Below are 22,867 nucleotides of genomic sequence, written 5' to 3' on the forward strand. Positions count from 1 at the left end.
GCCTAGCGGAAGTTGACCATCAGACTGAGCGCCCTGCCCTCGAGGGGCGCACGCGCCGCGGGCGGGCCATCGAGCAGAAACTCGAACCGGAACGCGGTCGCGACCGGCAGGCCGGCGAACGCCATGCTCTGCCCCTGCGCATTCGCGGCATCGATACAGCGACCGCCCCCGCAAAGCCGTACCCTGAGCTCACGCGGCCGCCAGCCGGCAAAGCCGTAGCGCCATTCGACACGCGTGATCGCCTCGCCTGCCAGCGGCGTATCCCGGTCCGGCGATAGCCGGTCGCTTTCATAGCGAAGCCCCTGCTGGCGCAGGGTGGGCGTCTGGCTTTCTGCAATCCAGCGCCCGGCCGCCTGGGCCGGCAGGCATGCGCCGGCGACCAGCAGCGCCAGGAGCAGCACGCCACGGCGTTTCGCGCGCATGCGGCCGCGCCTAGCGCCCGCCGATGAGCATGTTCACCCGCACGCTGCGATCGTCGGGGATTTCGTTTTGCGACAGCACCACGAGCTGACGCATGCGACGCCGCAGAAAACGGGTGAGCAACGGCCGCAGCTCGTGTTGAACCACAAGCACCGGCGGCAGGCCCCGTTCTTCCTGACGCGCGACGGAATTCTCGACCTGCTGGACGAGCGTGTCCGCCAGTCCCGGCTCCATGCCACCGCCGTTGTGCAGTGCCTGCATGAGCATCTGTTCGAGCTTGGCGTCGAGCGTCATGACTTCCAGCTGCGGGGCCGCCCCATACCAGTGCTGCACGATCGAACGGCCGAGCGCCATACGCACCATGGCCGTGAGTTCGTTGACGTCCTGGGTATGGCTGGCGTTGCCGGCCAGCACATCCAGAATACGACGCATATCGCGGATCGAGACATCCTCTTCGAGCAGGTTCTGCAGAATGCTCGTGATCGTGCTCAGGGGCACCAGCTTCGGCACCACGTCGTCGACGAGCGCCGCATTGTCGGTCTTGACCCGGTCGAGCAACGACTGGGTCTCGCTGCGCCCGAGCATGTCGCTGGCGTGCTGGGCGAGCAGATGATTGATATGCGTCGCGATCACCGTCGATGCATCGACCACGGTAAAGCCCTGCATCTCGGCCTGTTCACGATGGCCGTCCTCGATCCATACCGCCGGCAGGCCGAAGGCCGGATCGGTGCCGGCACGGCCTTCCAGCGTGCCGTGGGCCTGGCCGGGATCGATCGCCAGCCACTGGCCGGGATAGGCCTCGCCACGGCCGATCTCGACGCCGTTGAGGGCCAGGCTGTAGCTGTGCGGCTGGAATTCCAGGTTGTCGCGAATATGCACCACAGGCGGCAGGAAGCCGACTTCCTGGGCAAATTTCTTGCGCACGCCCTTGATGCGCTTGAGCAGCTCGCCGTCCTGATGCGCGTCCACGAGCGGGATCAAGCGGTAGCCCACCTCAAGACTCAAGGGATCGACCAGCTGGACATCGTCCCAGCTCGCCTCCTTGGTCTCGGCCGGAACCGGCGCGGCCGGGGCCTGCTGCTCGGCCTGGGCCTGGGCTTCGCGCGCCTGCTTTTGCAGGTACCAGCCCAGCCCGCCCAGCAGCGCGGTGAAGAACAGAAACACCAGGTTCGGCATACCCGGCACCAGGCCCAGCATGCCGAGCACGCCGGCCGACAGATACAGCACCTGCGGGTTAGTGAACAGCTGGGCCAGCATCTGCTGGCCGACATCCTGATCGGTGCTCACGCGCGACACGGTCACGCCGGCCGCGGTGGAGATCACCAGCGCCGGCACCTGGGCGACCAGGCCGTCGCCGATGGTCAAAAGCGTATAGGTACGGGCCGCCTCGCTGGCCGACAGACTGTGTTCGCCCATGCCGATGATCAGCCCGCCTATGAGGTTGATGACCATGATCAGGATGCCGGCGATGGCGTCACCGCGAACGAACTTGCTGGCACCGTCCATGGAGCCGAAGAAGTCGGCTTCCTGGGCGATCTCCTGGCGGCGCTCCTTGGCCTGCTGTTCGTTGATGAGGCCGGCGTTGAGATCGGCGTCGATGGCCATCTGCTTGCCGGGCATGGCATCGAGGGTGAAGCGCGCGCCGACCTCGGCGATACGCCCCGCGCCCTTGGTGATGACCATGAAGTTGATCACGATCAGAATGCCGAACACGACCAGGCCCACGGCGAAGTTGCCGCCCACGAGGAACTGGCCGAAGGCTTCGATGACCTGGCCGGCCGCACCCGCGCCGGAATGGCCGTTCATGAGCACCACGCGGGTCGAGGCCACGTTGAGCGACAGCCGCAGCAGCGTTGCGAACAGCAGCACGGTGGGAAAGGCAGCGAAATCCAGCGGCTTCTGGGTGAACATGGCGACCAGCAGCACCATGATCGAGAGCGCGATATTGAAGGTGAAGAACAGATCCAGCACGAACGGCGGCAGCGGCAGGATCATCATCGCCATGATCATGATGATCAGAACCGGCCCGGCCAGCATCTTGTACTGGCCGGCGCCGCCTGCCCCGAGGCGGCCGAACATGGTGTTTAAAGCGTTCATGCGTTGCTGTCTTCCTCGTCCGGGTCAAGCCCCGGCGGCACGGCGATCGCCGTGGGTTTGACCGGCGGCACACCGCCGCCCTGTTGATAGCGTTTGAGCTGGAATACCCAGGCCAGCACTTCCGCCACCGCGGTATACAGCGCGGCCGGAATTTCCGTATCCAGGTCGCCGTGGCGATACAGCGCGCGTGCCAGCGGCGGTGACTCAAGCAAGGGTACGCCGGATTCCGCCCCCAGTTCACGAATCTTGGCTGCAACATTATCAGCGCCCTTGGCCACCACGCGCGGCGCGTTCATCTCGCCGTCGCGATAGGACAGGGCCACCGCATAATGGGTCGGGTTGGTCACGATGACGTCGGCGGTGGGCACTTCGCTCATCATGCGCCCGCGGGCCATCGCCTGCTGCTGCTGACGAATCTTGGCCTTGAGCTGCGGATCGCCCTCGGACTCCTTGTGTTCGTCCTTGATCTCCTGGCGGCTCATGCGCAGCTTCTTGTGGTGGCTCCACAGCTGGTAGGGCACGTCGATACCCACCACCACCGTGAATGCCAGCAGCATCAGCGCGCAACAGGTCACGATCAGGGTCAGCGCATGCAGCAGCGCGCCGCGCCCCTGTTCCTGGGCCAGTGCGAGCAGCTGGTCGAGATGGGTATAGACGAACCAGACCGCCACCGCGCCGATCAGCACGGACTTGGCGATCGCCTTGACGAGTTCGATCACGCCCTGGGAGGAAAAGACACGGCCCAGGCCCTTGATCGGGTCGAGCTTCTTGGCATCGAACTTGATGGACTTGGCCGAGAACAGCCAGCCGCCGAGCAGCGTGGGTGCCAGCAGTGCCACCACCACCAGAGGCAGGGTAATCGGGGCGAGCGCGCCGAGGGTGGTCAACACCTGGGCCCATTGATGATCGAGCAGGCGGCTGCTGTCCATGGCCATGGCCGCATCGAAGCGCATGCTCGCCTGCATGACGGTCATCATCTGCTCGCCCATCCAGCCGGACATCAGCCAGAGGCTGGCCAGCCCGACGCACAGCAGCAGGAAAGTCGCCAGTTCGCGCGAACGCGGAACCTGGCCGTCCTCGCGCGCCTTTTCCAGGCGCCGCGGGGTTGCCGGTTCTGTTTTTTCGGCATCGCTTTCGTTGGACATGCGCTACTCGAGGGGCCGCTGCCCGTCAGAGCGGGCAACAGCCGAAGTTTCGAGTAGGCATTATGCAAAGCGCGCGCGCGATGCGATTGCGCGAACAGCGGCGTTAATGCGCGCTTATCGTCGGATGCTGGCGGTCGCGGGCGCCCTCGCGCCCGCCTTGATCAGAAACCGAGGCTGTCCAGCAGGTCGTCGACCTGGGCCTGATCGGTCACGATTTCAGTATTGCCTTCGGTCTGGATCTGCGGGCCGTTGAGCAACGAGGCGTTCTCGCCGCTCTTCTCGCGCATCTCGGCCTCGCGCCCACGCACGCGATCCTCCGGCAGATACTGCAACAGCACGTCGATGAGCTGCTTTTCGATATCGCGGATGACGACCACGAGTTTCTTGATCACCTGGCCGGTCAGATCCTGAAAATCCTGAGCCATCATGATGTCGTGCAGCTGGCCGCTGGTCGCCTGCGTCTGTTCCGGCACCCACTGCAGGTAGCTGCGGGTATCGCGCACGAGTTCGCGCGCGTCGGCCAGTTCGATCGGCGACTCGAACCACGACTGCCAGCGCTCGTCGAGCTTGACCGCACGGTTTTCTATTTCGCTTTGCAGCGGCTGTGCGACTTCGATCGACGACAGCGCGGTTTCTGCCGCCTGTTCGGTCATGGTGGCGATGTAGTTGAGCCGATCACGCGCATCCGGGATGGCGTCGGCCGCTTTTTCCACTTCGCGATCCAGACCCAGCTCGCGCATGCTTTCGTTGAGCGCGCGTGTCAGGTGACCGATACGATCGATCAGCTCCTCGGCCTGCTCGGGGGCGGCCTTCTCGGCCGAATTACTGTGTTCCATGATGCTGCCTTCTCCTGCCCGTCGGGCACGCGCTTACATGCCGAGTTTGTCGAAGATCCGCTCGAGTTTTTCTTCCAGGGTGGCCGCCGAGAACGGCTTGACCACATAGCCACTGGCGCCTGCCTGGGCCGCGGCGACGATGTTTTCCTTCTTCGCTTCGGCGGTGACCATCAGTACCGGCAGATGCTTGAGCGTATCACTGGCGCGAATACGCTTGAGCATCTCCAGCCCGTCCAGGTTGGGCATGTTCCAGTCGGATACCACGAACTGGAATTTGCCGGTGTTGAGTTTTTCCAGTGCCTCGGCGCCATCTTCGGCTTCTTCGACATTGTTGTAGCCCAATTCCTTGAGCAGGTTGCGCACGATGCGGCGCATCGTGGAAAAGTCGTCGACGACGAGGAAGTTGAGGTTCTTGTCCGCCATGGCGATATCTCGGTTTGTTACTGGCCTGTGGGTGTGGGAGCGATGGTGATGGGCCTGGCCCATGCTAGGTTCTAGATGCGCAAAGCGCGACTTTCCGGGCCGCCGAGCAGCGCCAGCGCATGCCGCGCCATTTCGTCGATCGGCACGACCGCCTGGGCTGCGCCGATGGCGATGGCCTCGCGGGGCATGCCGAAGACCACGCAGCTGGCTTCGTCCTGGGCGAGCGTGGCCGCACCGGCCTCGCGCATGCGCAGAAGCCCCTGGGCGCCGTCCTTGCCCATGCCGGTCATGAGGATGCCGATCGCGTTGCGCCCGGCGTGTTTGGCGGCCGAGTCGAACAGGACATCGACCGAGGGCCGATGGCGGTTGACCGGGGGCCCGGCTTCAAGGGCGACGACATAGTTCGCGCCGCTGCGCGCCAGGCGTAAGTGATTCTCGCCGCCGGGGGCGATATAGGCACGTCCGGGCAGCACCCGTTCGCCATGTTCGGCTTCCTTGACCTGGATACGGCACAGCGAATCCATGCGCTTGGCGAACGAGGCGGTGAATCCACCCGGCATATGCTGGGTGATCAGGATCGCCGGCGCATCGGCAGGCAGGGGCTCGAGAAATTCCCGAATGGCTTCCGTACCGCCGGTGGAGGCGCCCACGATGAACAGCTTCTCGCTGGAAACCCGAGGCGCGGTCAACGGCTGCGCGCCGGCAGGCCGGCTGGTGGGCCGACGCAGGGTCGCACGGGCAGCACCCCGGATCTTTTCCACGATTTCATGGCCGCTCTGAACCAGCCCGCGGCTGAGATCGAGTTTGGGCTTGGTCACGAAATCGACCGCCCCCAGCTCCAGCGCCTGCAAGGTGATATCGGAACCGCGGGCGGTCAGCGACGAAAGCATGATGACCGGCATGGGCCGCAGACGCATGAGCTTGCCGAGAAAATCCAGCCCGTCCATGCGCGGCATTTCCACGTCCAGCGTCAGCACGTCGGGGTTGTGCTGTTTGATCAGCTCGCGAGCGACGAGCGGATCCGGGGCGGTGGCCACCATTTCCATATCGTCTTCGTTATTGACGATTTCGGTCACGAGTTTGCGAATGAGCGCCGAATCGTCGACGCACAGCACGCGGATGGGGCGTTGAGCAGTCGTGGTCACGAGGCCGTCTCCTTGCGCCCAGTCTGGGTCGAGCCCTGCGCAGGGGCAACCCGGGCCGCGACCGGCAGCACCGGCACGAGCCTGTTGGCCAACAACACATCCTGCTGAACCATGCGGCGCTCGCCGCCGCGCAGGCGACGCAGCTGTACCCGACCGGTAGCCGGGAAATAATGCACCTGGCGTGCACAGTCGCCCTTGAGCTCCTGGGAGAGCACGGCGATACCGCAGTCGTCCAGGTACTCGAGAATGAATGCGGAATTGGCCTCGCCCACGCGTGCGCCCTGCACGCCGCTCATGAGCATGGCGCCGCCGAACACCTTCGCTTCGATACGCTCGCGGCGCGCGCCCTGGCGGTAGAGCGCCTCCAGCAGTGTATCCATGGCGTAGTCGCCATAGCGCATGGATCGCGCCTCGGCGGCGTTCACTTCAGCGCCCGCCGTGGGCAGCATGAAGTGGTTGAGCCCGCCGACGCCGGCAACCGGGTCGCGCAGACAGGCGGCCACGCAGGAGCCGAGCACCGTGGTCAGCACCACGTCTTCGCGGCTGATGGCGTATTCGTTGGGCAGCACGCGGATCGCGTCCATGCCGTGGCGCTGGTCGAAATAGGTATGCGTCGATCCCTTGTGAATCGACTGGCCCGTCAGACGCGCGCTCATGCGGACACCTTGGTCGCACGCAGCCCCTTGCCGAGGGCACGCTCGTAGACGGTATGGCTGCGCAGACGCAACGACTGGGTGATGTTGGAGAAGTTCTCGGAGTGGCCGGCAAACAGCAGGCCGTCCTCGCGCAGCAGCCCGGCGAAACGCTCCAGCAGGCGTGCCTGGGTGGCCTTGTCGAAATAGATCATCAGATTCCGACAGAAGATCACATCGAGCGGACCTTCGATATTCCAGTTCGCATCGAGCAGGTTGAGCGCACGAAAGGTGATGTTCTGGCTCAGGCTCGGCTGTACGCGCACCATGCCGGCGCGCTCGCCCGTGCCCTTGAGAAAGAACCGCTGCAGCCGCTCGGGGGTCATCTTGCTGACGTCGCTCATCGAATAGATGCCGCGGCGTGCGACTTCGATGGCACGGGTGTCGATATCGGTGGCGAGAATGCTCGGCGCACGCGCGCCGGTGCCCATGGCCTCGGCCAGCGTGATGGCAATGGAGTACGGCTCTTCGCCGGTGGATGCCGCACAGGTCCATACCTTGAGCGGCTCCTTACGTGCGTTCGCATGCGCCGCCAGCAAGGGGAAATGATGGGCTTCGCGAAAGAACGACGTCAGGTTGGTCGTCAACGCGTTGACGAACTGTTCCCACTCGGGATGATTCGCATCGGCCTGAAGCATCGCCAGATAGTCGCGAAAACGCGTATGGCCGAGCACGCGTACACGCTTGGCCAGCCGGCTGTAGACCATTTCGGTCTTGTGAGGGGCCAGTGAAATACCCGCGCGCGCATGAATGAGCTTGCGCACGCACTCGAAGTCCTCTGGGGTGAGTAGTAAATCACGTTCGGTCTGAACAGCCAGCACGGGCGTGCCTCCTTGCGATACATGGCCTGCATGAATCACCCGACGAAAACATGTGGCATCGACGGATGAGCAGGCCTGTAGCTAGGATCGACCGACAGCGGTTTTTCTTTAATGCGCTATTCATTCAAAAGGTTAGGAAATAAAAAAAGCGCCACGCCGAGACGGCGCAGCGCTTTGCAGCGATGCCATGAATAAACCGGCTTTACACGAGGTCGCGTTCAGGCGATGGCCTCGACCTCTTCGACGATCGCCAGTTCGCTGCTGCTCATCATGCGATCGATATCCACGAGGATGAGCATGCGATCGTCGACGCTACCCAGGCCGAGCACATGGTCGGTTGCCGCGGCCACGCCGAAATCCGGTGCGGGCTTGATCTGCTCGGGGCTGAGCGTGAGCACATCGGATACGCTGTCGACGACCACGCCGACGACCCGCTCGCCGACGTTGAGTACGATCACGACGGTGTGCTGATCGTAGGCGGCATTTTCCAGACCGAACTTGATGCGTGCATCGATGATCGGAACGATACTGCCGCGCAGGTTGGTCACGCCCTTGACGAACTCGGGCACGTTGGCGATGCGTGTGACCTGGTTGTAGCCGCGGATTTCCTGCACCTTGAGGATATCCACGCCGTATTCTTCGCCACCGAGAGCGAAAACCAGGACTTCCATGTCCGCAGCCGCATCACGCGCTGCGTCGTTAGCAATGACTTCAGCCATGTCGTTTACTCCGTGTAACGTCATGTATGTATGGGATCAGGCCAGCGCTGCCCGCTGTACCTGGGTTTCGCTCTGACGCCCTGCGCGAGACAGCGCAACCACGTCGAGAATCAGGGCGACACTGCCGTCGCCGAGGATGGTGGCGGCCGAAATGCCGACCACCTTGCGGTAGTTGGTTTCCAGATTCTTGACCACCACCTGGCGCTGACCGAGCAGCTCGTCGACGAGCAGCGTGAAATAACGGCCCTCGCTTTCGATCACCATGACGATGCCGCGCAGCACATCGGACTGGGCGTTATCGATATCGAATACGCGATGCATCTCCACCAGCGGCAGATATTCGCCGCGTACGTAGACCAGCTGCTTGTCCTGGGCAACGCGCTTGAGTTGGTCGGCCTGGACCTGCATGGATTCCTTGATCGCGCCGAGGGGCATGATGAACACTTCCTCACCCACGCGAATGAGCATGCCGTCCATGATCGCCAGCGTCAGCGGCAGTACGATGCGAATGGTGGTGCCCTGGCCAAACGTGGAACGAATATCCACGTGGCCGCCGAGCTCCTGAATATTGCGCTTGACCACGTCCATGCCGACGCCGCGTCCGGACACGTCGGTCACCGCTTCCGCGGTGGAGAAACCGGGCGCGAAGATCAGCTGCCAGACTTCGTCATCGCTCATCGAATCGCTGACCGCGAGCCCGTTCTGGCGGGCCTTGGCCAGAATGCGCTCACGGTTGAGGCCGGCGCCGTCATCGGAAATATCGATGAGAATGCTGCCGCCCTGGTGTTGGGCGGCCAGCGTCAACGTGCCGGCCGCGGGTTTGCCGGCCGCCTTGCGCCGTTCGGGCGTTTCGATGCCGTGGTCGAGACTGTTGCGCACCAGATGGGTCATCGGATCCATGATCCGTTCGATCAGGCCCTTGTCGAGCTCGGTCGATTCACCCTCGGTGACCAGATTGATTTCCTTGCCGAGCTTGCTGCTGAGGTCGCGCACCAGGCGCGGGAAACGATTGAAGGCATAGTCCATGGGCATCATGCGCACGGACATCACGGCTTCCTGCAAGTCGCGCGCATTGCGCTGGAGCTGATTGAGCCCTTCCAGCAGGGCCCCGTGGGCCTCGGTGTCCAGGCCGCCGATGGTCTGTTCGAGCATCGACTGGGTAATGACCAGCTCACCCACGAGGTTGATGATTTCGTCGACCTTCTCGGTCGATACGCGCAGCGAACTGGACTCGGCCGACGACTTGCCGGTGGCCTTGGGCTTGCTCGCCGCAGCGGTCGCGGCCACCGGCGCAGCCTCGGCCGGCGCCGTCGCTTTTTCCTGTGTCCGGTTGTCCTGGGGCCTGTGCTCGCGTTCGGCCGCAACCGCCTCGCTGACGGCCTGGGCCACGACATCCTCGGCCCCGGCCCCGTCCGCCGCGGTATTGCCGGCCGGCTCTGCCTGGGCAGCGCCGAAGCTCAGCTGATCGGCATCGACCACGAAGCACAGCACCGATTCGATATCGTCGGAGGCGGCCGGCTGGGCCAGCGTCACCGTCAACGTATCGCCTTCATAGGCCTGGCTTTCGATGTCGCCGAACAGACCGAGTTCTTCGACGAGGGTCGAACACTTGTCTTCTGCGATACCGCTGATCATCACCGTCCGGATCATGCCCTCGGGCAGGGCCACCGGCGCGGGTTTGGCCGGCTTGGCAGCGGGCTTGTCGCCGGCGGGCGCGGCCAGCGCGGCGCTGCCCTGCTCGTCGAGCGTTCGCAGACGCTGGGCCATGTCTTCGTAAGCCTGCTGGTCGGGCTCTTCCGAGGCCCGATAGGCATCGATCTGGCCGGCGAGCACGTCGCGGCACTCTAGGAAGAGATCGATCGCGGTACGGTCGAGCACCAGCTCGCCATGGCGCGCGCGATCGAGCAGATTTTCCAGCAGATGCGTGGTTTCCTGCAGATGCGTGAAGCCGAAGGTACCGGCGCCGCCCTTGATTGAATGGGCCGCACGAAAGATTGCGTTGAGGTCTTCGCTATCAGGCGCATCGATATCGAGATTGATCAGCAAACGCTCCATCTCGTCGAGCAGCTCGTCCGCCTCATCGAAAAAGGTCTGATAGAACTCGGCGATATCTAGTGTCATGCTTGATTATTCCGCTTGCACTGGTGAGCGAACTGTCGTAAGGAAATATCGTTCGATCGAGGGCCGGCTTTAGGCCTTGATCGGATATAAGTGGCAATTCGTTGCCATTCAGCTCGATTGCCCCTCAACTTCAGCCTTATCCGCACCGGCCTTGACCACACTGGCCGGGGTCGGCGTTTGCGAGTCGGCGGACAGCGTTGCACCCACCGGCAGGCTCTCTTCTTCCAAGCGATGCTGGGCGTGCTCGTTGAGTACCAGAATGCTGATCCGCCGATTGGCAGGCGCGGCCGGTGAGTCGACGCCAGGCCGGCTCGCGGTCGCTGCCGCACCAATGACGCGTACGAGTTTTTCGGCCTGCATGCCGCCCTGGATGAGCGCACGCCGCGCCGCGTTGGCCCGGTCGGTCGACAGCTCCCAGTTGCTGTAAAGGCGATCGCCCGAGGCAAAGCGCAGGTCGTCGGTGTGTCCGGTCAATGTGATCGGGTTGGGAAACTCGTTGAGCTTGGGCGCGATCTTCGACAGCAGCGAACGGATATAGGGCGCCGGTTCCGCGCTGCCCAGCTCGAACATCGGCCGACGGTTGTCGTCGCTGATCTGAATCAGCAGCCCGTCCTCGACCACCTTGAGGCTGAGCTGCGAACTCAGATCGTCCAGGGCAGGATCGGAATGAATCATCGATTCCAGGCTGTTCTGCAGATCGCGCAGCGGCCGATGGCTGGGGCGGTAGTTGGTCGCATTCGGCGACGTCAGCGACACCTCGCCTTCCGAATGCATGGGGTCGTCGCCGCCGCCGGGGATGGCGCTGTTGCTGGCCGAGGCCTTGTCGCCCCCCATCATCGCCACCTTGAGCGGCGTACGGAAATACTCACCGACTTCCTTGCGTTCCGAGGCGCTCAGCCCTGACAGCAGCCACATGACCAGAAAGAACGCCATCATCGCCGTCATGAAATCGGCGTAAGCGATCTTCCAGGCGCCATGGGAGCCATGATTCGCCGCTTTCTTGCGGCGGATGACGATCGGCCGTTTATGCGGATCGCTCACGACGACGAGGCCTGGGCAGAGCCGCCGCTCTTGACGCTGCGCACATGCTCTTCAAGCTCGCTGAAGGACGGACGCTCGGTCGAGAACAGGGCCTTGCGGCCGAACTCGATCGACAGCGGCGGCGCATAACCGTTGAGGTTGGCGAGCAGCGTCACCTTGACGCTCTGCATGATCTTGACGACTTCCTCCACCTGCGAACGCACCCGCGCCGCCAGCGGACTGACAAAGCCATAAGCCAGCAGAATACCCAGGAACGTGCCCACCATGGCATGGGCGATCAGCGGGCCGATTTCAGAAGGATCGAGCGCGGCCGAACCCAGGGCGTGCACCACGCCCATGACCGCGGCCACGATACCGAAGGCCGGCAACGAGTCGCCCATGGCCGCCAGGCCGTGGGCCGGGATCTCGGCCTCGTGCTGGAAGGTCTCGATCTCGTGGTCCATCAACGCTTCGATTTCGAAGGCGTCCATGTTGCCGCTGATCATCAGGCGCAGGTAATCGGTCAGAAAGTCCATCACCAGCTTGTCTTCGACCAGCTTGGGATAGGCCGAAAACAGCGTGCTCTCGCTCGGGTTCTCGATATCCTGCTCGAGCGACATCATGCCGGACTGGCGCGCCTTGGCCAGCAGCAGATAGAGCAGGGTCATCAGATCGACGCAGATCTCCTTGGAGTACTGCGAACCACGCATCAGGCGTGGCAGCGTGCGCATCGTCGCGCCAATGCCCTTGCCATTGTTGGCCGCAACGAACGCGCCGATACCGGCGCCGAAGATGATGACGAGCTCGGCGGGCTGATACAGCGCGCCCATATGCCCGCCCACCATGGCGTATCCGCCGAGCACGGATCCGATGACGATGACGTAACCCACGAGTATTAGCACTGTCGCCTTCCCTGACTGGATATGGCCGTAAATACGGACCGGCAATCTCTAGGAAGTGTTAGCGGCCGACAGGCTGCGAGCTTGAATGAACCGATGCCACGAACTGGCACCAATAGCGCGGGCTTATCCCTTGGACGCGCGCTTTTTCGCCTTCTTGAGCGTCTTGCCGGCCCGCGACGGCGGCTGACAGATACCGCAGATGAAGTCCTGGTCCAGGCTATAGGCGCGGTTGACGAACTTGCCCTTGCAGCGGTTGCACACCGACAGCATCATCATGTCGCTTTCGAAAAAACGCACCAGCATCCAGGCCCGGGTGAGGCTCAGTACCGGTTTGCCATCCTCCTGCAACGGCGTCTGCTCGTTGTAGAGCCGATAGGCGTTGACCACGGCCTCCATGCGACTGCGTTCCTCGCGCCGGCGCAGATAGCGATAGGTGTTATAGAACAGCGAAGAATGGATGTTCGGCAGCCAGGTCACATACCAGTCGGTCGAGAACGGCAGCATGCCCTTCGGCGGCGAGACACCGTGGATTTCCTTGTACAGATTGATCAACCGTCGCCGGCTGATATCGGTTTCGGTCTGCAGCACCTGAAGACGCGCGCCCAGTTCGATCAGCTCGATGGCCAAGCCGATCTGCTTGGCTTCGTCTATGACGCTTTTGCTCGTAGTGCTCATGCGGCTCGTGATTACCCTTCGCCGCTACCGCTTTTGCGCTCGGCTTCGCGATCGGCTTCACGGCGCGGCTGCTTGCGCCGGGCGGGCACGTCGCCACTTTCAGCCGCCACCGGATCGCGGCGATCGCCGCCCTCGCGACGTTCGCCGCCGCGCCGATCGCTTTTGCGCTTGTTCTGCGACGACAAGAGGATGCCGGCATGCAGCCGCCGCATCTCGTCATCACGCGGCGCATTGACCAGCGCAAACAACTGCTCGGCGCTATCCAGCGAAAAATGGCAGAGAAGCTGGTTGCAACGGGCCAGCTTGGCCAGGTCGGCGACCGGGATCTGGCTGAGCAGATCCGCCATGTCTTCGTCGATCTTGAGCCGGAACATGGCCAGCTCTCGATCCGTATTGATCAAACGCTGCATCAGAATCAGATAGGACAGATTCAGATCGCGAACATCATCGAGTAGATGATCAACACTCATTCATGCCTCCCCTCAGAAGCGCCGTGCTGCACAAAGCGGCCTCTTGAATTGTGGGCGAATCGCCTGCTTTAAACGGCCGTCCTCTACGTGTGCGCCCTGCCTTTTCGCACCGACCTTGGATTATGTCCGTGAAACTTTCCACGTTTCAAATGTGAAAACGCACATTTCCCGGTTAAATATTCCCAAACACCATGATCAAAATGCTACAGGGCGCTGCAAAAAGCAAAGACGTACAGCGTCGATCTGTCGCCATTAGGCGACAGCCCATTATTCCATATTGAATTGTGTACGGGTAAGACGAGCACAAAACGGTCGTCTATGACGCGACCTGCGCTGAGTTCTACGCGTTCGCTTCGGCTGCGGTTTCCAGCCGGTATACCCAGGCCAGCAGCTCCGCGACGGCGAGATACAGCTCGGGCGGGATACGATCGTCGAGATCGACGCGCATGAGCAGACGCACCAGTTCGGGCGAACGGTGCACATGCAAACCGTGCTTTTGCGCGCGGTCCATGATGGCCTGGGCGATGTCGCCATAGCCCTTGGCCACGACGCGCGGTGCGTCGTCGTTTTCGCCGTAACGCAGGGCGACGACGCTGGCCCGGTCGTCGTCCATGCCGGACCGATCCAGTGCGCTCATGCCGGATTCGCCTCCAGCAACTCGACATAGGCACGGGTGAATCCGGCCTGTTCGAAGCGCTCCTTCAATTCGCCGGTGGCCGGCGAAACCGCAGCAGCGCCCCGATCGCTCGATGCATAGGCATAGACTTCGATACCGCCACCCGCAAGATTGAGTGCGACTTCGATCATGCCGAGGTGGGGCAGGTCGAGGCTCAGACGGGTCGAGAACGACGGTTGATCATCGGCGGCGTCGGGCTTGCCCCGGCCTGCGGCCCCGTCTTCGTTGTTTTCGTGAATCTCCCAACGCATGTCCACGCCCGGCCAAGCCGCGCCATGCCAGCGAAACACCGGATTGCTGAGCACGTCGAGCTGTTGCCGTACGACCGAGAACAGCCGCTCATCGACGACATCGCCGCGGCCGCCGTCGCTTCGCGACTGGGCGCCCTGCTCGAAGGCCCCGGGCGCCAACAGTGCGGTAGCGGACGACTGGGCCAGGGCCTGGCGCATACCCTGCGCCGGCGCGCGGTTCGACGACTGCGCGGACTCATTCGCGGCCGAGCCGGCCGCGGGCTTTTGATTCTGCGGTTCCTGGAGCAGCTCCGACAGCGGGCGCTGGCCCTCGAACCACTTGCTCAGATGCGATTCGTAGAACAGGCCGCTGTGTGCGACCTGCTGCCCCAGAATGGAGGCGAGAATAGGCGTGGCCGGCACGCGTGCAGCCCCGAACAGGGCGGCCGCATGCGCTGGCGTGGTATGGGCAACCGGCGCATCTCGGCGGGCCAGCAACGATGCGATCAGCCCGCCTTCGCGGCTGAGCTGGGCACGCGCGGATTCCCCCGTCTGGCCCGCACCCGCTTCGGGCCGGGCCGCCGGCAGGTAACGTGCGCTCTGGCTGATTTCACGCGTGGCCGGCCTGTCGGCTGCCGGGCGTGAACCCGGCCCGCCTGCCGCGGCCTCGTCGGCCGGCGCACCGCGCCCCCGCAGGCCGTCCGACGCCGTACCCGGCGTGGGTCGATCGAAACCGTCGGTTCTTACGCTGGCCACGGGGTCGACCGGCCCGAGCGGAACATTCACCCGCGCACCGGTAAACCGCGCCATGTCCGCACGGCGCCCGAGCACCTGCGGCAACAGCGTATCGAGCATCGGCGTGATCGTGCTCACAGCAGCATCATCGCTTGAACGTTAGAACCGGCACGACCGGCGCTAGCCGATCGCGGCCTTTTCGTAGGCGTTCTTGACCCGCCGCTGCGAGCGCGCCTGACAGATGGCGCCGGACAGTTCGTCCATACGCTGCTGCAGGCGATCGCGCAGCTCCTGTTCACTGGCCGCAATCTGGATCAGCACGGCACGCTTGGCTTCACGAAAGGCTTCGTTGACGTTCACGTCGTACTCGATATTCATCAGCGTTTCCACCTGGCATAGGTGTTCGCTTTTCATTTCGACCAGATCTTCCCACTCGCCGGCGACCGCGATCTCGATCATCCGCTTGTTGAGTTCCAGAAGGGCGGCGTAGCCGGCGACGATGTCCTGTTGCTGCTGATTCATGGTCTCAGGCCTGCTGTAGCGAAGGGGCGGATTGGACGGCGGCGATCGAGGGCATGGCCGGGGCGGTGCCGATCTGCTTCCATGCCGAACCAATGTCATCGAGCAGTGTGTCCACGTGCGCGATCTTCGAGGCATCGCTATCGATATTGGCACGGATCAAGGTACGGGTCATATAGTCGTAAAGCGAATCCAGGCGCTCGGCAATCTCGCCGCCGCGCTCGATGTCCAGCGCCGCGCGCAGGCCCAGTTCGATGATATCGATGGCCTTGGACAACGCCTGGCCCTTGCCGGCCGAGTCGTTCTGGGAGATCGCCCACTGCGCACGCCCGAGAGCGCTGCGCGCGCCGTCGAACAGCAGTACGATCAACTGGTGCGGGCTGGCACTCATGGCGTCGGTTTCGACGCCGAGTTTCTTGTATGCACTTGCCGCGCGATTTGCGTAAGAAGCCATGAGCGTTCCTTGCTATTAATGCCTAATCGCTCGATTTGTTGAGCGATGCGAATTGCTGGGTGAGGTAATTGCTGGTCGAGTTGATCGACGCCATGATCGAGTCGAGCTGCACGAACTGCTTCTGATAGCGCGCGATGGTGGAATCGATCGACTCCTGTTCGCGTTCCATGCTTTCAGTAAGATTGTCGATACGGGTTTTCATGCCGTTGCTGGCCGATTGCAGCAGCCCCTGTTCGCCGGCGACGGCATCCAGCGTGGATACCAGCACCTTGGACAGGCCGCCGCTTTCGTCCTTGCCGGCCAGCAGCTGACCGACATCGGCGAGGTTGTTCGCCAGCGCCTTGTCGAGCTTTTCGTCGTCGATCTTCATGGTGCCGTCGCGCTGCAGGCTGACACCGATTTCAGCCAGGCTGGAAAAGGCACCGCCGCTGATCGCCGTATTCAGTGCGCCGCGCACCCGCGTTTCTGCGGTACGCGCGGTCGAATCACCGAGCAGGACGCCGCTGATCTCTTTTTCACTGTCAAAGGCCGTGAGCTTGTCGGACAGCGTATTGACGCTGTTATAAGCCTTGACGAACCGATCCAGCGCCGCCTTCACCGAGTCCGTATCGCGGGTGGCGGTCAGCGACTGGGGCTCGCTGGTGGTCTTGCTCAGGGTGAGGGTCACGCCTTCGATGGCTTCCTCGACCCGGTTCGTCTGGCTGACGATCTCGATGCCGTTCACCGAAAGCTTGGCGTCACGCGCGGCCACGGTCTGGTTCATCGCACCGCTGCCGGCCGTGCTGTCGTAGTTGAGCAGGTCGCCCAGCGGCGTGGAACCGTCGCCATTGTTTTCGGCCACGCTCACCGAGATCTGCGAGGCAGTGCCCGTGGTGTTGGAGGACAGCACCAGCCGGTAGGGGGTGCCGCTGCCGTCGTTGACGATCGACGCATTGACGCCGATATCCGCGGCGTTGATCGCATCGCGGATGCCGGACAGGCTGCTGTCGGCGTCGGCCAGATCGATATCGACCGTTTCGCTGACGTTGCCGGCCCCATCGCCGAGCGAAAGGGTGATCTTGCCGCCGCTGCCGATCTTGTCGTCCACGCCGGCCTGGCCCGCGCTGACCAGCGACTGGCTGCGTGCCAGCTGCTGGACTTCGATGCTGTAACTGCCCGGATCGGCTTTTTCGTTGGCAACCGCCTTGAAGGCATCGCTATCGGTGGTGGTCTTCACGCCCTCGTAGAGGCTTGCCTTGCCCAGCGCTTCGGCGGCGGTCTGGAAATTGGCCAGCGAGCTCTGAAGGGTGCCGTAGGCAGACAGCTTGGTGTTGTAGCTGCTTGCCTGTCGCTGCAACGGAACCAGGCGCTGCTGCTCGGAGCTGCGCAGCCCGTCGAGCAACGAGCTCAGATCCAGTCCGGAGCCGATTCCGAGTGACGATGTAATAGCCATGGCGTACCTGCGAATAACACGTGCTCGATACAACGAGCTGGGTTGCAGAGCCTATCGGCGACGGCGGCCCAATCCTTTAACGTATGAGCCGCCTTGTGAAACTTTTTTTGCCGCGCCCGCCCGCAGGCCGACGAAACAAGGCTTTCAGGGCGTGGTGGACCAGCGCCGGCCGCCTTCGACGGCCTTCTGGCCCTCGGGGCACTCGACCTGGCGTGTCGAATAGGTACGCCCGCTTTCGCCTTCGCAGCGAGTGGGCCGATCGGGCTGGCCGTCGTAGCCGTTCAGCTGATAGTTGTCCGGCCAGTAGTTGGACGGCCAGTGCTCGGTTTCCGGCTGCACATAGATATGCACGCCTGCATCCGAATCGTCGTGCTTATAGCGCGGATGCGGCGCATAGCCGTGGGCGCCCGTTCGCGGCTGCGCGGCTTGCGGCTGAGCGGACTGCGCCCATAGCGGCGACAGACCGAAGAGCGTCAGCCCGAGAATCAGCGCACCCGCGCCGGTAGCGATTGGATTGAGACGTTTCATCCCGGGATTAACGGCTGCGTGGTTTCATTCTTGAGCCGACCTGCCTCGGCTGTCAGGGTTCGTCGCCCGAGCGATCGCGCCGGTCGGTGGAATCCTGCTTTTCACGCCATTCTTCGAGGCTTTCGCTGTGTTTTTTCGGGCCCGGCGCAAACAGGCCCGAGAGGGCGCGACCGACGTTGCGATTGAATGCACGCACGTTGTCGTAGATGCCATCGGCGCTGTGCTGCGAGCCGAGCCAGCCCGATATCGTGCGATGTGCCGTCTGCAGCCCCACTGTGCCGGTATCCACGACCTGCTCGACGCTTTCCTGGCGACGACGGAAGCGATTTCGCGCGCTCACCAGCAGGCCGGCATCACCATAGCCGGCGGCCAGCACCCGAAAACGTTCACGGGTGTCGGCAATGGCCATGTTCAGCCGTACCGCCGCGACGATCACGGCCACGAAGGCGATGGCTACGGCGGCGATGACGATCATGAGCCGGTGGGATGAAAGATATCCAGATGCGCTTCGACCCCCTGGGCAGCCAGCTGCTGCTTCATTTCGCGCGCGACGATCTCGTAGACCCGTCGCCGAATCATGCGCGGGGCCACGCCCACCAGCGCCGCGCCCCAGCGTGACCGCGCCCGGGCCAGGGTCATGGGGTTGATCACCTCTACGATGATGCGACTGCCGCTGACCTCGGCGAGCACCCCGGCCAGTTCCTCGTTGGCGTGTTCGAGATCGTGCGCGAGCTGCGCGATCTCGGCGTTGAGCGCATCGAGCCGACGATAGGCACGCCAGAGCAGATAGCCCGTGGCTGCCAGAGCGAGCGCGAATACGATGCTGATACCGACTGCAAGCGTCATGGACCGTGTTCCTGACCGTGCCAATAGTCGATGTCAGTGTGACGCCATCCATCGCGCCATGGCAACTGTCGTGCGCCGCAGCACTCGGTACACTGGCGGTATTGGCTTTTCGTGGGATACAACCATGACGACAACGCCCGAAGCCCGGGATCTCGAAGGCTGCCGGATCGGCGTGCCCGAGTCGCGCCAGCTCGACCTGTTCGCCGACATGCTCGAACGTCGCGGCGCGCAGACGCTGCGCTGCCCGCTGGTGGATATCCGCGACACGCCGGACCAGGCGCACGTGCGGCGCTGGCTCGACGACGTGATCGACAACGGCCTGGACGAGATGATCTGGCTGACCGGCGAAGGCCTGCGCCGTCTGCGCGACTTTGCCGAGCGCGACGGTCAGGCGCGACTGACGGCGTTTGTCGAACGACTCGGTCAGGCCCGCGCCATCACCCGCGGGCCCAAACCCGTACGCGAGTTGCGCGCGCTCAAGCTGCGCAGCGATGTAGCCGCCACCCAGCCGACCACGGCCGGGGTGATCGAAGCGCTGGCCGATGCCGATCTGGCCGGCCATCGCGTCGGGGTCCAGCTGTATGGCACCGACCCGAACACCCCGCTCATGGATTTTCTTGGCGACAAGCAGGCCGAGGTCAAGGCGGTGGCGCCCTATGTCTATGCCGACGAGACCGAAACGCCGCAGGTGCTGGCCTTCATCGAGCGCATCGTGGCCGGCGAAGTGGACGCAGTGGCATTCACCAGTTCGCCGCAGATCAAGCGGCTCTACAAGGTCGCCCGGGCCCACGAGCAGGCCGAGGCGCTCACGCGCGCCCTGAATGGGCTCTGCGTAGCCGCCGTCGGGCCGCTCGTGGGCGAACGCCTCGAAGCCGAAGGCGTGCAGGTCACGCTCATGCCCGAAAGCAACTATTTCATGAAGCCGCTGGTGCGCGCGATGGTGGCCCACTTCAAGCCGGCATGAGCGAGTAAGATCGCGTTTCGCCCACTACTCAACGCTTCCCATGGCCAAGAAAAGATCCGCCCTGCCCGTTGCCTGCGCCCTCGGTCTACTGGCCCTGCTGCCGTTCGTCGCGGGCCTCTATCATGCCTACAGCGGCTACTCGCTGGATGCCCGCACCGCATTGCGCTGGCTGCTGCCCTATCTGGCCACCATCGTGGCCTTCATCGGCGGCGTGCAATGGGGGCGCATGCTCTCCGCCGGGCGCGCCTCGGGGCTGGACATGACGCTGGCCGTTCTGCCGGCCATCATTGCCTGGGGCGCGCTGCTCACGGCGGCCCCCTGGCGGGCCATCCTGCTGATCGCGGCTTTGCTGTTCGCCTGGCTGATCGACGAACACGGCGCCCGGCGCGGCTGGCAGAGCCGGGGTTTTCTGCAGCTGCGCCGGCTGCTCACGCTCGTGGTGACGTTCTGCGTGGTCGCGATCGCCTGGCGCGTCGCCCGTGGCTGACACGGCCCTGGCGCCGCTGGCAATCACCGAGCATACGCTCGCAGCCAACGACGGCGGCTGTTGCCGTGTGACCACGGTACGCGCCGAAGGCGTCGCGGCCCGTGCGCCGGTGGTGCTGGTATCGGGCATGTTCACCGGCCGGCGCTTCTGGCTTTCGGACAAGCAGATCGGCCTGGCCGCCTATCTCGCCCGGCGCGGCTACGCGGCCTTCATCGTTCAGCGCCGGGGGCTGTCCGACTCCCCGCCCTGTAGCGCCCGTGCCGGGCTGATCGACCATGTGAAATACGATCTGCCCGCCGTACAAGCCCATATCAACGCGCGACATCGCCAGCCTGCATTCTGGATCGGCCACTCCTTCGGCGGCGTCATGTGTGCGCTTGCCTGCGCGCGTTATCTGGATACGGACAGCATCGCGGGGCTGGTACTTTTCGCCAGCCAGTTCGAGGTCGGCAAACGCATGCTGGACTGGCCCGCCAACCGCATCACCCGGGGTCTGGCTCGCCTACTGGGTTATTTTCCTGCCCGCGCGGCGGGCCTGGGCCCGGAGAATGAACCGAGTGCGGCCTTGCTGGATGCGACCCACTGGGTCGAGACCGGGCGCCGAAACGCCTATCTACGTGACACCCTGAGCCGTATCACCCAGCCGGTGCTCGCCGTGTCGGGGACGGCCGACCGGGTCGACCCCAGCGCAGGATGCCGACGTTTCGTTGGGCATTTTTCGAGTACCGACACCCGGTTCGAGCAGGCCGGTATCGCCACCGGCTACAGCATCGATTTCGACCATCCCGGCGTCGTGGTGAGCAAGCCCGCCCAGGCCGAAATCTGGCCGCTCGTGGCCGACTGGCTGGACGCACGTACAGACATGAAAAAGCCGGCCTGAAAACAGGCCGGCTCAAGGTCATCCCTGCGGATGGCAGCGGCGCTCAGGCGCCGATCAGGCTCTGGCCGCAGACGCGCAGCACGTTGCCCGAAATACCGCCGGCGCCCGGCGTCGACAGGAAGGTGATCGCTTCGGCCACGTCCCGGGGCGTACCGCCCTGCGACAGCGACGACAGACGACGGCCGCCTTCGCGTACGCCAAACGGCATTTCGGCGGTCATGCGGGTTTCGATGAAGCCCGGCGCCACGGCGTTGACGGTGACGCCACGATCGCGATCGGTGGCACCGCGGCGTTCCACGAAACCGATCAGGCCGGCCTTGGTCGCGCCGTAGTTGGTCTGGCCGCGGTTGCCGGCGATACCGCCGATCGAGCACAGGCAGATCACGCGGCCGTGCTCGTTGATGACGTTTTCGTCGTTGAGCAGCGCATCGACCTTGATGATGGCCTGCAGGTTGATGCTCATCACCATGTCCCAGTAGTGATCGGGCATGTTGGCCAGCGTCTTGTCGCGGGTCACGCCGGCGTTATGGACGACGATATCCACGCCGCCGAATTTGCTCTGCAGGAAATCGGCGATCTGGCGCGGCGCATCGTCTGCGGTGATGTCCAGCGGCAGGGCCGTGCCGCCGAAGCCGGCCACCGTTTCCTCAAGCGTTTCCTGATCCTGGGGGATATCCAGGCACACCACGCTCGCGCCTTCACGTGCCAGACGCTCGGCAGTGGCCGCACCGATACCGCGGGCACCGCCGGTGACCAGCGCGACCTTGTTCTTGAGCGGCTGGGTGTCGGGCACGGCGTCGGGCATGCGCCCGGCCTTGGTCACCGTCAGCGGCTGGCCGTCGACAAAGGTGCTGTAGTCCGAAAGCAGGAAGCGCAGCGGCGTGGCCACGCGATCTTCCGCGCCCGGCTCGACATAGAGCATGTTCGCGGTCGACCCGAGCTGGCCGATTTCCTTGGCCAGCGAGCGCACGAAGCCTTCCACGGCGCGTGCTGCGGCAGCGGCGGAGACACTCTCCATCGCAGACGGCAGGCTCGACAGCACCACGATACGGGCGTTGCGCGTGAGCTTGCGTGCGACCGGGTGGAAGAAGTCGTAGAGCGCGTTGAGTTCGGCGACATCGGCCATGTTCGTGGCATCGAAAACCAGCGCATCGAACTTGTCTTCATCGCCCGGGGTGGGCTTGTCCGCGCGCTGCACGTTGGCGCCCGCGGCTTCCAGCGTGGTACCGATGCTCGCGATTACGCTCGCGTTGGCCGTGGCACCGGTCAGAATCTTCTCGTTGTCGAGAAAGCGCTCCTGGTAGGCGCCTTCGTCACGCGCGAGCTCCGTTGGGGTCGGCAGGCCCAGCGTCTTGATGACATTACGAACCGTCGAGTTCGACGACGCCCGGACTAGAAAATCACTCATTTCGACTCCTCGATTGATTGGCGCTGACTCGGCCCAGAGCCGGTCATCGTGCACCGCAACATGATTAGGTTTAGGGCACCCGCTTGTCAAAACAAGTCGCATAACGCCTTATTTTTGGCAAAAACGGGCGTGCAGACAGAGGCGGGTTGCGCGCTGGCAGCGATCGCGTTTTCAAGCGGTCCGGCCTGCGTATTGCCACCCCTTGATGTAGCATCGGGTGAG

General features: G+C 63.8%; 26 protein-coding genes. 3 read left to right on the forward strand and 23 right to left on the reverse strand.

Annotated elements, in window-relative coordinates; translation table 11 throughout:
• Positions 1 to 2: 2 nt before the first annotated feature.
• The 22 genes from CMN27_RS14755 to CMN27_RS14860 form a co-directional block, all read right to left on the reverse strand.
• Positions 3 to 422 (reverse strand): flagellar protein FlhE, encoded by a 420-nt coding sequence (locus tag CMN27_RS14755; RefSeq protein WP_293627647.1) that lies wholly within the window; start codon positions 420 to 422, stop codon positions 3 to 5.
• 10 nt (positions 423 to 432) lie between these two features.
• Entirely contained in the window at positions 433 to 2,517 is a 2,085-nt protein-coding gene (flhA, locus tag CMN27_RS14760) for a flagellar biosynthesis protein FlhA (protein ID WP_293627649.1), read from the reverse strand.
• Positions 2,514 to 3,662 carry a flagellar biosynthesis protein FlhB gene (gene flhB / locus CMN27_RS14765; RefSeq protein WP_293627651.1) on the reverse strand — a complete coding sequence of 383 codons (1,149 nt, stop codon included), beginning with the start codon at positions 3,660 to 3,662 and terminating at the stop codon, positions 2,514 to 2,516. Before flhB ends, flhA begins: the two co-directional genes overlap by 4 nt.
• Before the next feature lie 161 nt (positions 3,663 to 3,823).
• Positions 3,824 to 4,498: a protein phosphatase CheZ gene (gene cheZ / locus CMN27_RS14770; protein WP_293627653.1), complete on the reverse strand. Its 675-nt coding sequence runs from the start codon at positions 4,496 to 4,498 to the stop codon at positions 3,824 to 3,826.
• A 33-nt stretch (positions 4,499 to 4,531) separates the two neighbouring features.
• Positions 4,532 to 4,921, reverse strand: a complete 390-nt coding sequence (gene cheY / locus CMN27_RS14775; protein WP_293627655.1) for a chemotaxis response regulator CheY — start codon at positions 4,919 to 4,921, stop codon at positions 4,532 to 4,534.
• 71 nt (positions 4,922 to 4,992) lie between these two features.
• On the reverse strand, positions 4,993 to 6,066 hold the full coding sequence (locus tag CMN27_RS14780) for a chemotaxis response regulator protein-glutamate methylesterase (protein ID WP_293627657.1): 1,074 nt from the start codon (positions 6,064 to 6,066) through the stop codon (positions 4,993 to 4,995).
• A complete protein-coding gene (locus tag CMN27_RS14785) occupies positions 6,063 to 6,722 on the reverse strand; it encodes a hypothetical protein (protein WP_293627659.1) in 660 nt (219 codons plus the stop codon). Before CMN27_RS14785 ends, CMN27_RS14780 begins: the two co-directional genes overlap by 4 nt.
• On the reverse strand, positions 6,719 to 7,579 hold the full coding sequence (locus tag CMN27_RS14790) for a CheR family methyltransferase (RefSeq protein ID WP_293627661.1): 861 nt from the start codon (positions 7,577 to 7,579) through the stop codon (positions 6,719 to 6,721). Before CMN27_RS14790 ends, CMN27_RS14785 begins: the two co-directional genes overlap by 4 nt.
• A gap of 218 nt (positions 7,580 to 7,797) precedes the next feature.
• Positions 7,798 to 8,298: a chemotaxis protein CheW gene (locus tag CMN27_RS14795; protein ID WP_293627663.1), complete on the reverse strand. Its 501-nt coding sequence runs from the start codon at positions 8,296 to 8,298 to the stop codon at positions 7,798 to 7,800.
• A 36-nt stretch (positions 8,299 to 8,334) separates the two neighbouring features.
• Positions 8,335 to 10,419, reverse strand: a complete 2,085-nt coding sequence (gene cheA, locus CMN27_RS14800; protein ID WP_293627665.1) for a chemotaxis protein CheA — start codon at positions 10,417 to 10,419, stop codon at positions 8,335 to 8,337.
• 108 nt (positions 10,420 to 10,527) lie between these two features.
• The gene (motB, locus tag CMN27_RS14805; protein WP_293627667.1) at positions 10,528 to 11,460 is read right to left on the reverse strand and encodes a flagellar motor protein MotB; all 933 of its coding nucleotides are present in this window, start codon (positions 11,458 to 11,460) and stop codon (positions 10,528 to 10,530) included.
• A complete protein-coding gene (gene motA, locus CMN27_RS14810) occupies positions 11,457 to 12,341 on the reverse strand; it encodes a flagellar motor stator protein MotA (protein WP_293627669.1) in 885 nt (294 codons plus the stop codon). The genes motB and motA overlap by 4 nt, the downstream gene beginning before the upstream one ends.
• Positions 12,342 to 12,464: 123 nt before the next feature.
• Positions 12,465 to 13,016, reverse strand: a complete 552-nt coding sequence (flhC, locus tag CMN27_RS14815; RefSeq protein WP_293627670.1) for a flagellar transcriptional regulator FlhC — start codon at positions 13,014 to 13,016, stop codon at positions 12,465 to 12,467.
• A gap of 11 nt (positions 13,017 to 13,027) precedes the next feature.
• A complete protein-coding gene (flhD, locus tag CMN27_RS14820) occupies positions 13,028 to 13,486 on the reverse strand; it encodes a flagellar transcriptional regulator FlhD (RefSeq protein ID WP_293627671.1) in 459 nt (152 codons plus the stop codon).
• Positions 13,487 to 13,826: 340 nt separating this feature from the next.
• The gene (locus CMN27_RS14825) at positions 13,827 to 14,123 is read right to left on the reverse strand and encodes an EscU/YscU/HrcU family type III secretion system export apparatus switch protein (protein ID WP_293627672.1); all 297 of its coding nucleotides are present in this window, start codon (positions 14,121 to 14,123) and stop codon (positions 13,827 to 13,829) included.
• The gene (locus tag CMN27_RS14830; RefSeq protein ID WP_293627674.1) at positions 14,120 to 15,265 is read right to left on the reverse strand and encodes a flagellar hook-length control protein FliK; all 1,146 of its coding nucleotides are present in this window, start codon (positions 15,263 to 15,265) and stop codon (positions 14,120 to 14,122) included. The genes CMN27_RS14825 and CMN27_RS14830 overlap by 4 nt, the downstream gene beginning before the upstream one ends.
• A 42-nt stretch (positions 15,266 to 15,307) precedes the next feature.
• Positions 15,308 to 15,649, reverse strand: a complete 342-nt coding sequence (gene fliT, locus CMN27_RS14835; RefSeq protein WP_293627676.1) for a flagellar protein FliT — start codon at positions 15,647 to 15,649, stop codon at positions 15,308 to 15,310.
• A 4-nt stretch (positions 15,650 to 15,653) separates the two neighbouring features.
• Positions 15,654 to 16,100, reverse strand: a complete 447-nt coding sequence (gene fliS, locus CMN27_RS14840) for a flagellar export chaperone FliS (protein ID WP_293627678.1) — start codon at positions 16,098 to 16,100, stop codon at positions 15,654 to 15,656.
• Positions 16,101 to 16,122: 22 nt separating this feature from the next.
• The gene (gene fliD, locus CMN27_RS14845) at positions 16,123 to 17,532 is read right to left on the reverse strand and encodes a flagellar filament capping protein FliD (RefSeq protein WP_293627680.1); all 1,410 of its coding nucleotides are present in this window, start codon (positions 17,530 to 17,532) and stop codon (positions 16,123 to 16,125) included.
• 144 nt (positions 17,533 to 17,676) lie between these two features.
• Positions 17,677 to 18,060: a hypothetical protein gene (locus CMN27_RS14850; protein WP_293627682.1), complete on the reverse strand. Its 384-nt coding sequence runs from the start codon at positions 18,058 to 18,060 to the stop codon at positions 17,677 to 17,679.
• Positions 18,061 to 18,112: 52 nt separating this feature from the next.
• Positions 18,113 to 18,535, reverse strand: coding sequence for a hypothetical protein (locus CMN27_RS14855; RefSeq protein ID WP_293627684.1), 423 nt, complete (start codon positions 18,533 to 18,535; stop codon positions 18,113 to 18,115).
• Positions 18,532 to 18,906 carry a hypothetical protein gene (locus CMN27_RS14860; RefSeq protein WP_293627686.1) on the reverse strand — a complete coding sequence of 125 codons (375 nt, stop codon included), beginning with the start codon at positions 18,904 to 18,906 and terminating at the stop codon, positions 18,532 to 18,534. The genes CMN27_RS14855 and CMN27_RS14860 overlap by 4 nt, the downstream gene beginning before the upstream one ends.
• A 124-nt stretch (positions 18,907 to 19,030) precedes the next feature.
• Here CMN27_RS14860 and CMN27_RS14865 point away from each other — a divergent pair, with 124 nt between their 5' ends.
• The 3 genes from CMN27_RS14865 to CMN27_RS14875 are packed head-to-tail and all read left to right on the forward strand — an operon-like array spanning position 19,031 to position 21,237.
• Positions 19,031 to 19,870 (forward strand): uroporphyrinogen-III synthase, encoded by an 840-nt coding sequence (locus CMN27_RS14865; protein WP_293627688.1) that lies wholly within the window; start codon positions 19,031 to 19,033, stop codon positions 19,868 to 19,870.
• Between the two features lie 40 nt (positions 19,871 to 19,910).
• On the forward strand, positions 19,911 to 20,357 hold the full coding sequence (locus tag CMN27_RS14870) for a DUF3429 domain-containing protein (protein ID WP_293627690.1): 447 nt from the start codon (positions 19,911 to 19,913) through the stop codon (positions 20,355 to 20,357).
• The gene (locus CMN27_RS14875; RefSeq protein ID WP_293627692.1) at positions 20,350 to 21,237 is read left to right on the forward strand and encodes an alpha/beta fold hydrolase; all 888 of its coding nucleotides are present in this window, start codon (positions 20,350 to 20,352) and stop codon (positions 21,235 to 21,237) included. Before CMN27_RS14870 ends, CMN27_RS14875 begins: the two co-directional genes overlap by 8 nt.
• 43 nt (positions 21,238 to 21,280) lie before the next feature.
• On the opposite strand, the gene CMN27_RS14880 is transcribed toward CMN27_RS14875, so the two are convergent.
• The gene (locus tag CMN27_RS14880) at positions 21,281 to 22,645 is read right to left on the reverse strand and encodes a 3-oxoacyl-ACP reductase (protein ID WP_293627694.1); all 1,365 of its coding nucleotides are present in this window, start codon (positions 22,643 to 22,645) and stop codon (positions 21,281 to 21,283) included.
• Positions 22,646 to 22,867: the final 222 nt, after the last annotated feature.

It is taken from the genome of Salinisphaera sp., from assembly GCF_002729955.1.
Lineage (GTDB): Bacteria > Pseudomonadota > Gammaproteobacteria > Nevskiales > Salinisphaeraceae > Salinisphaera.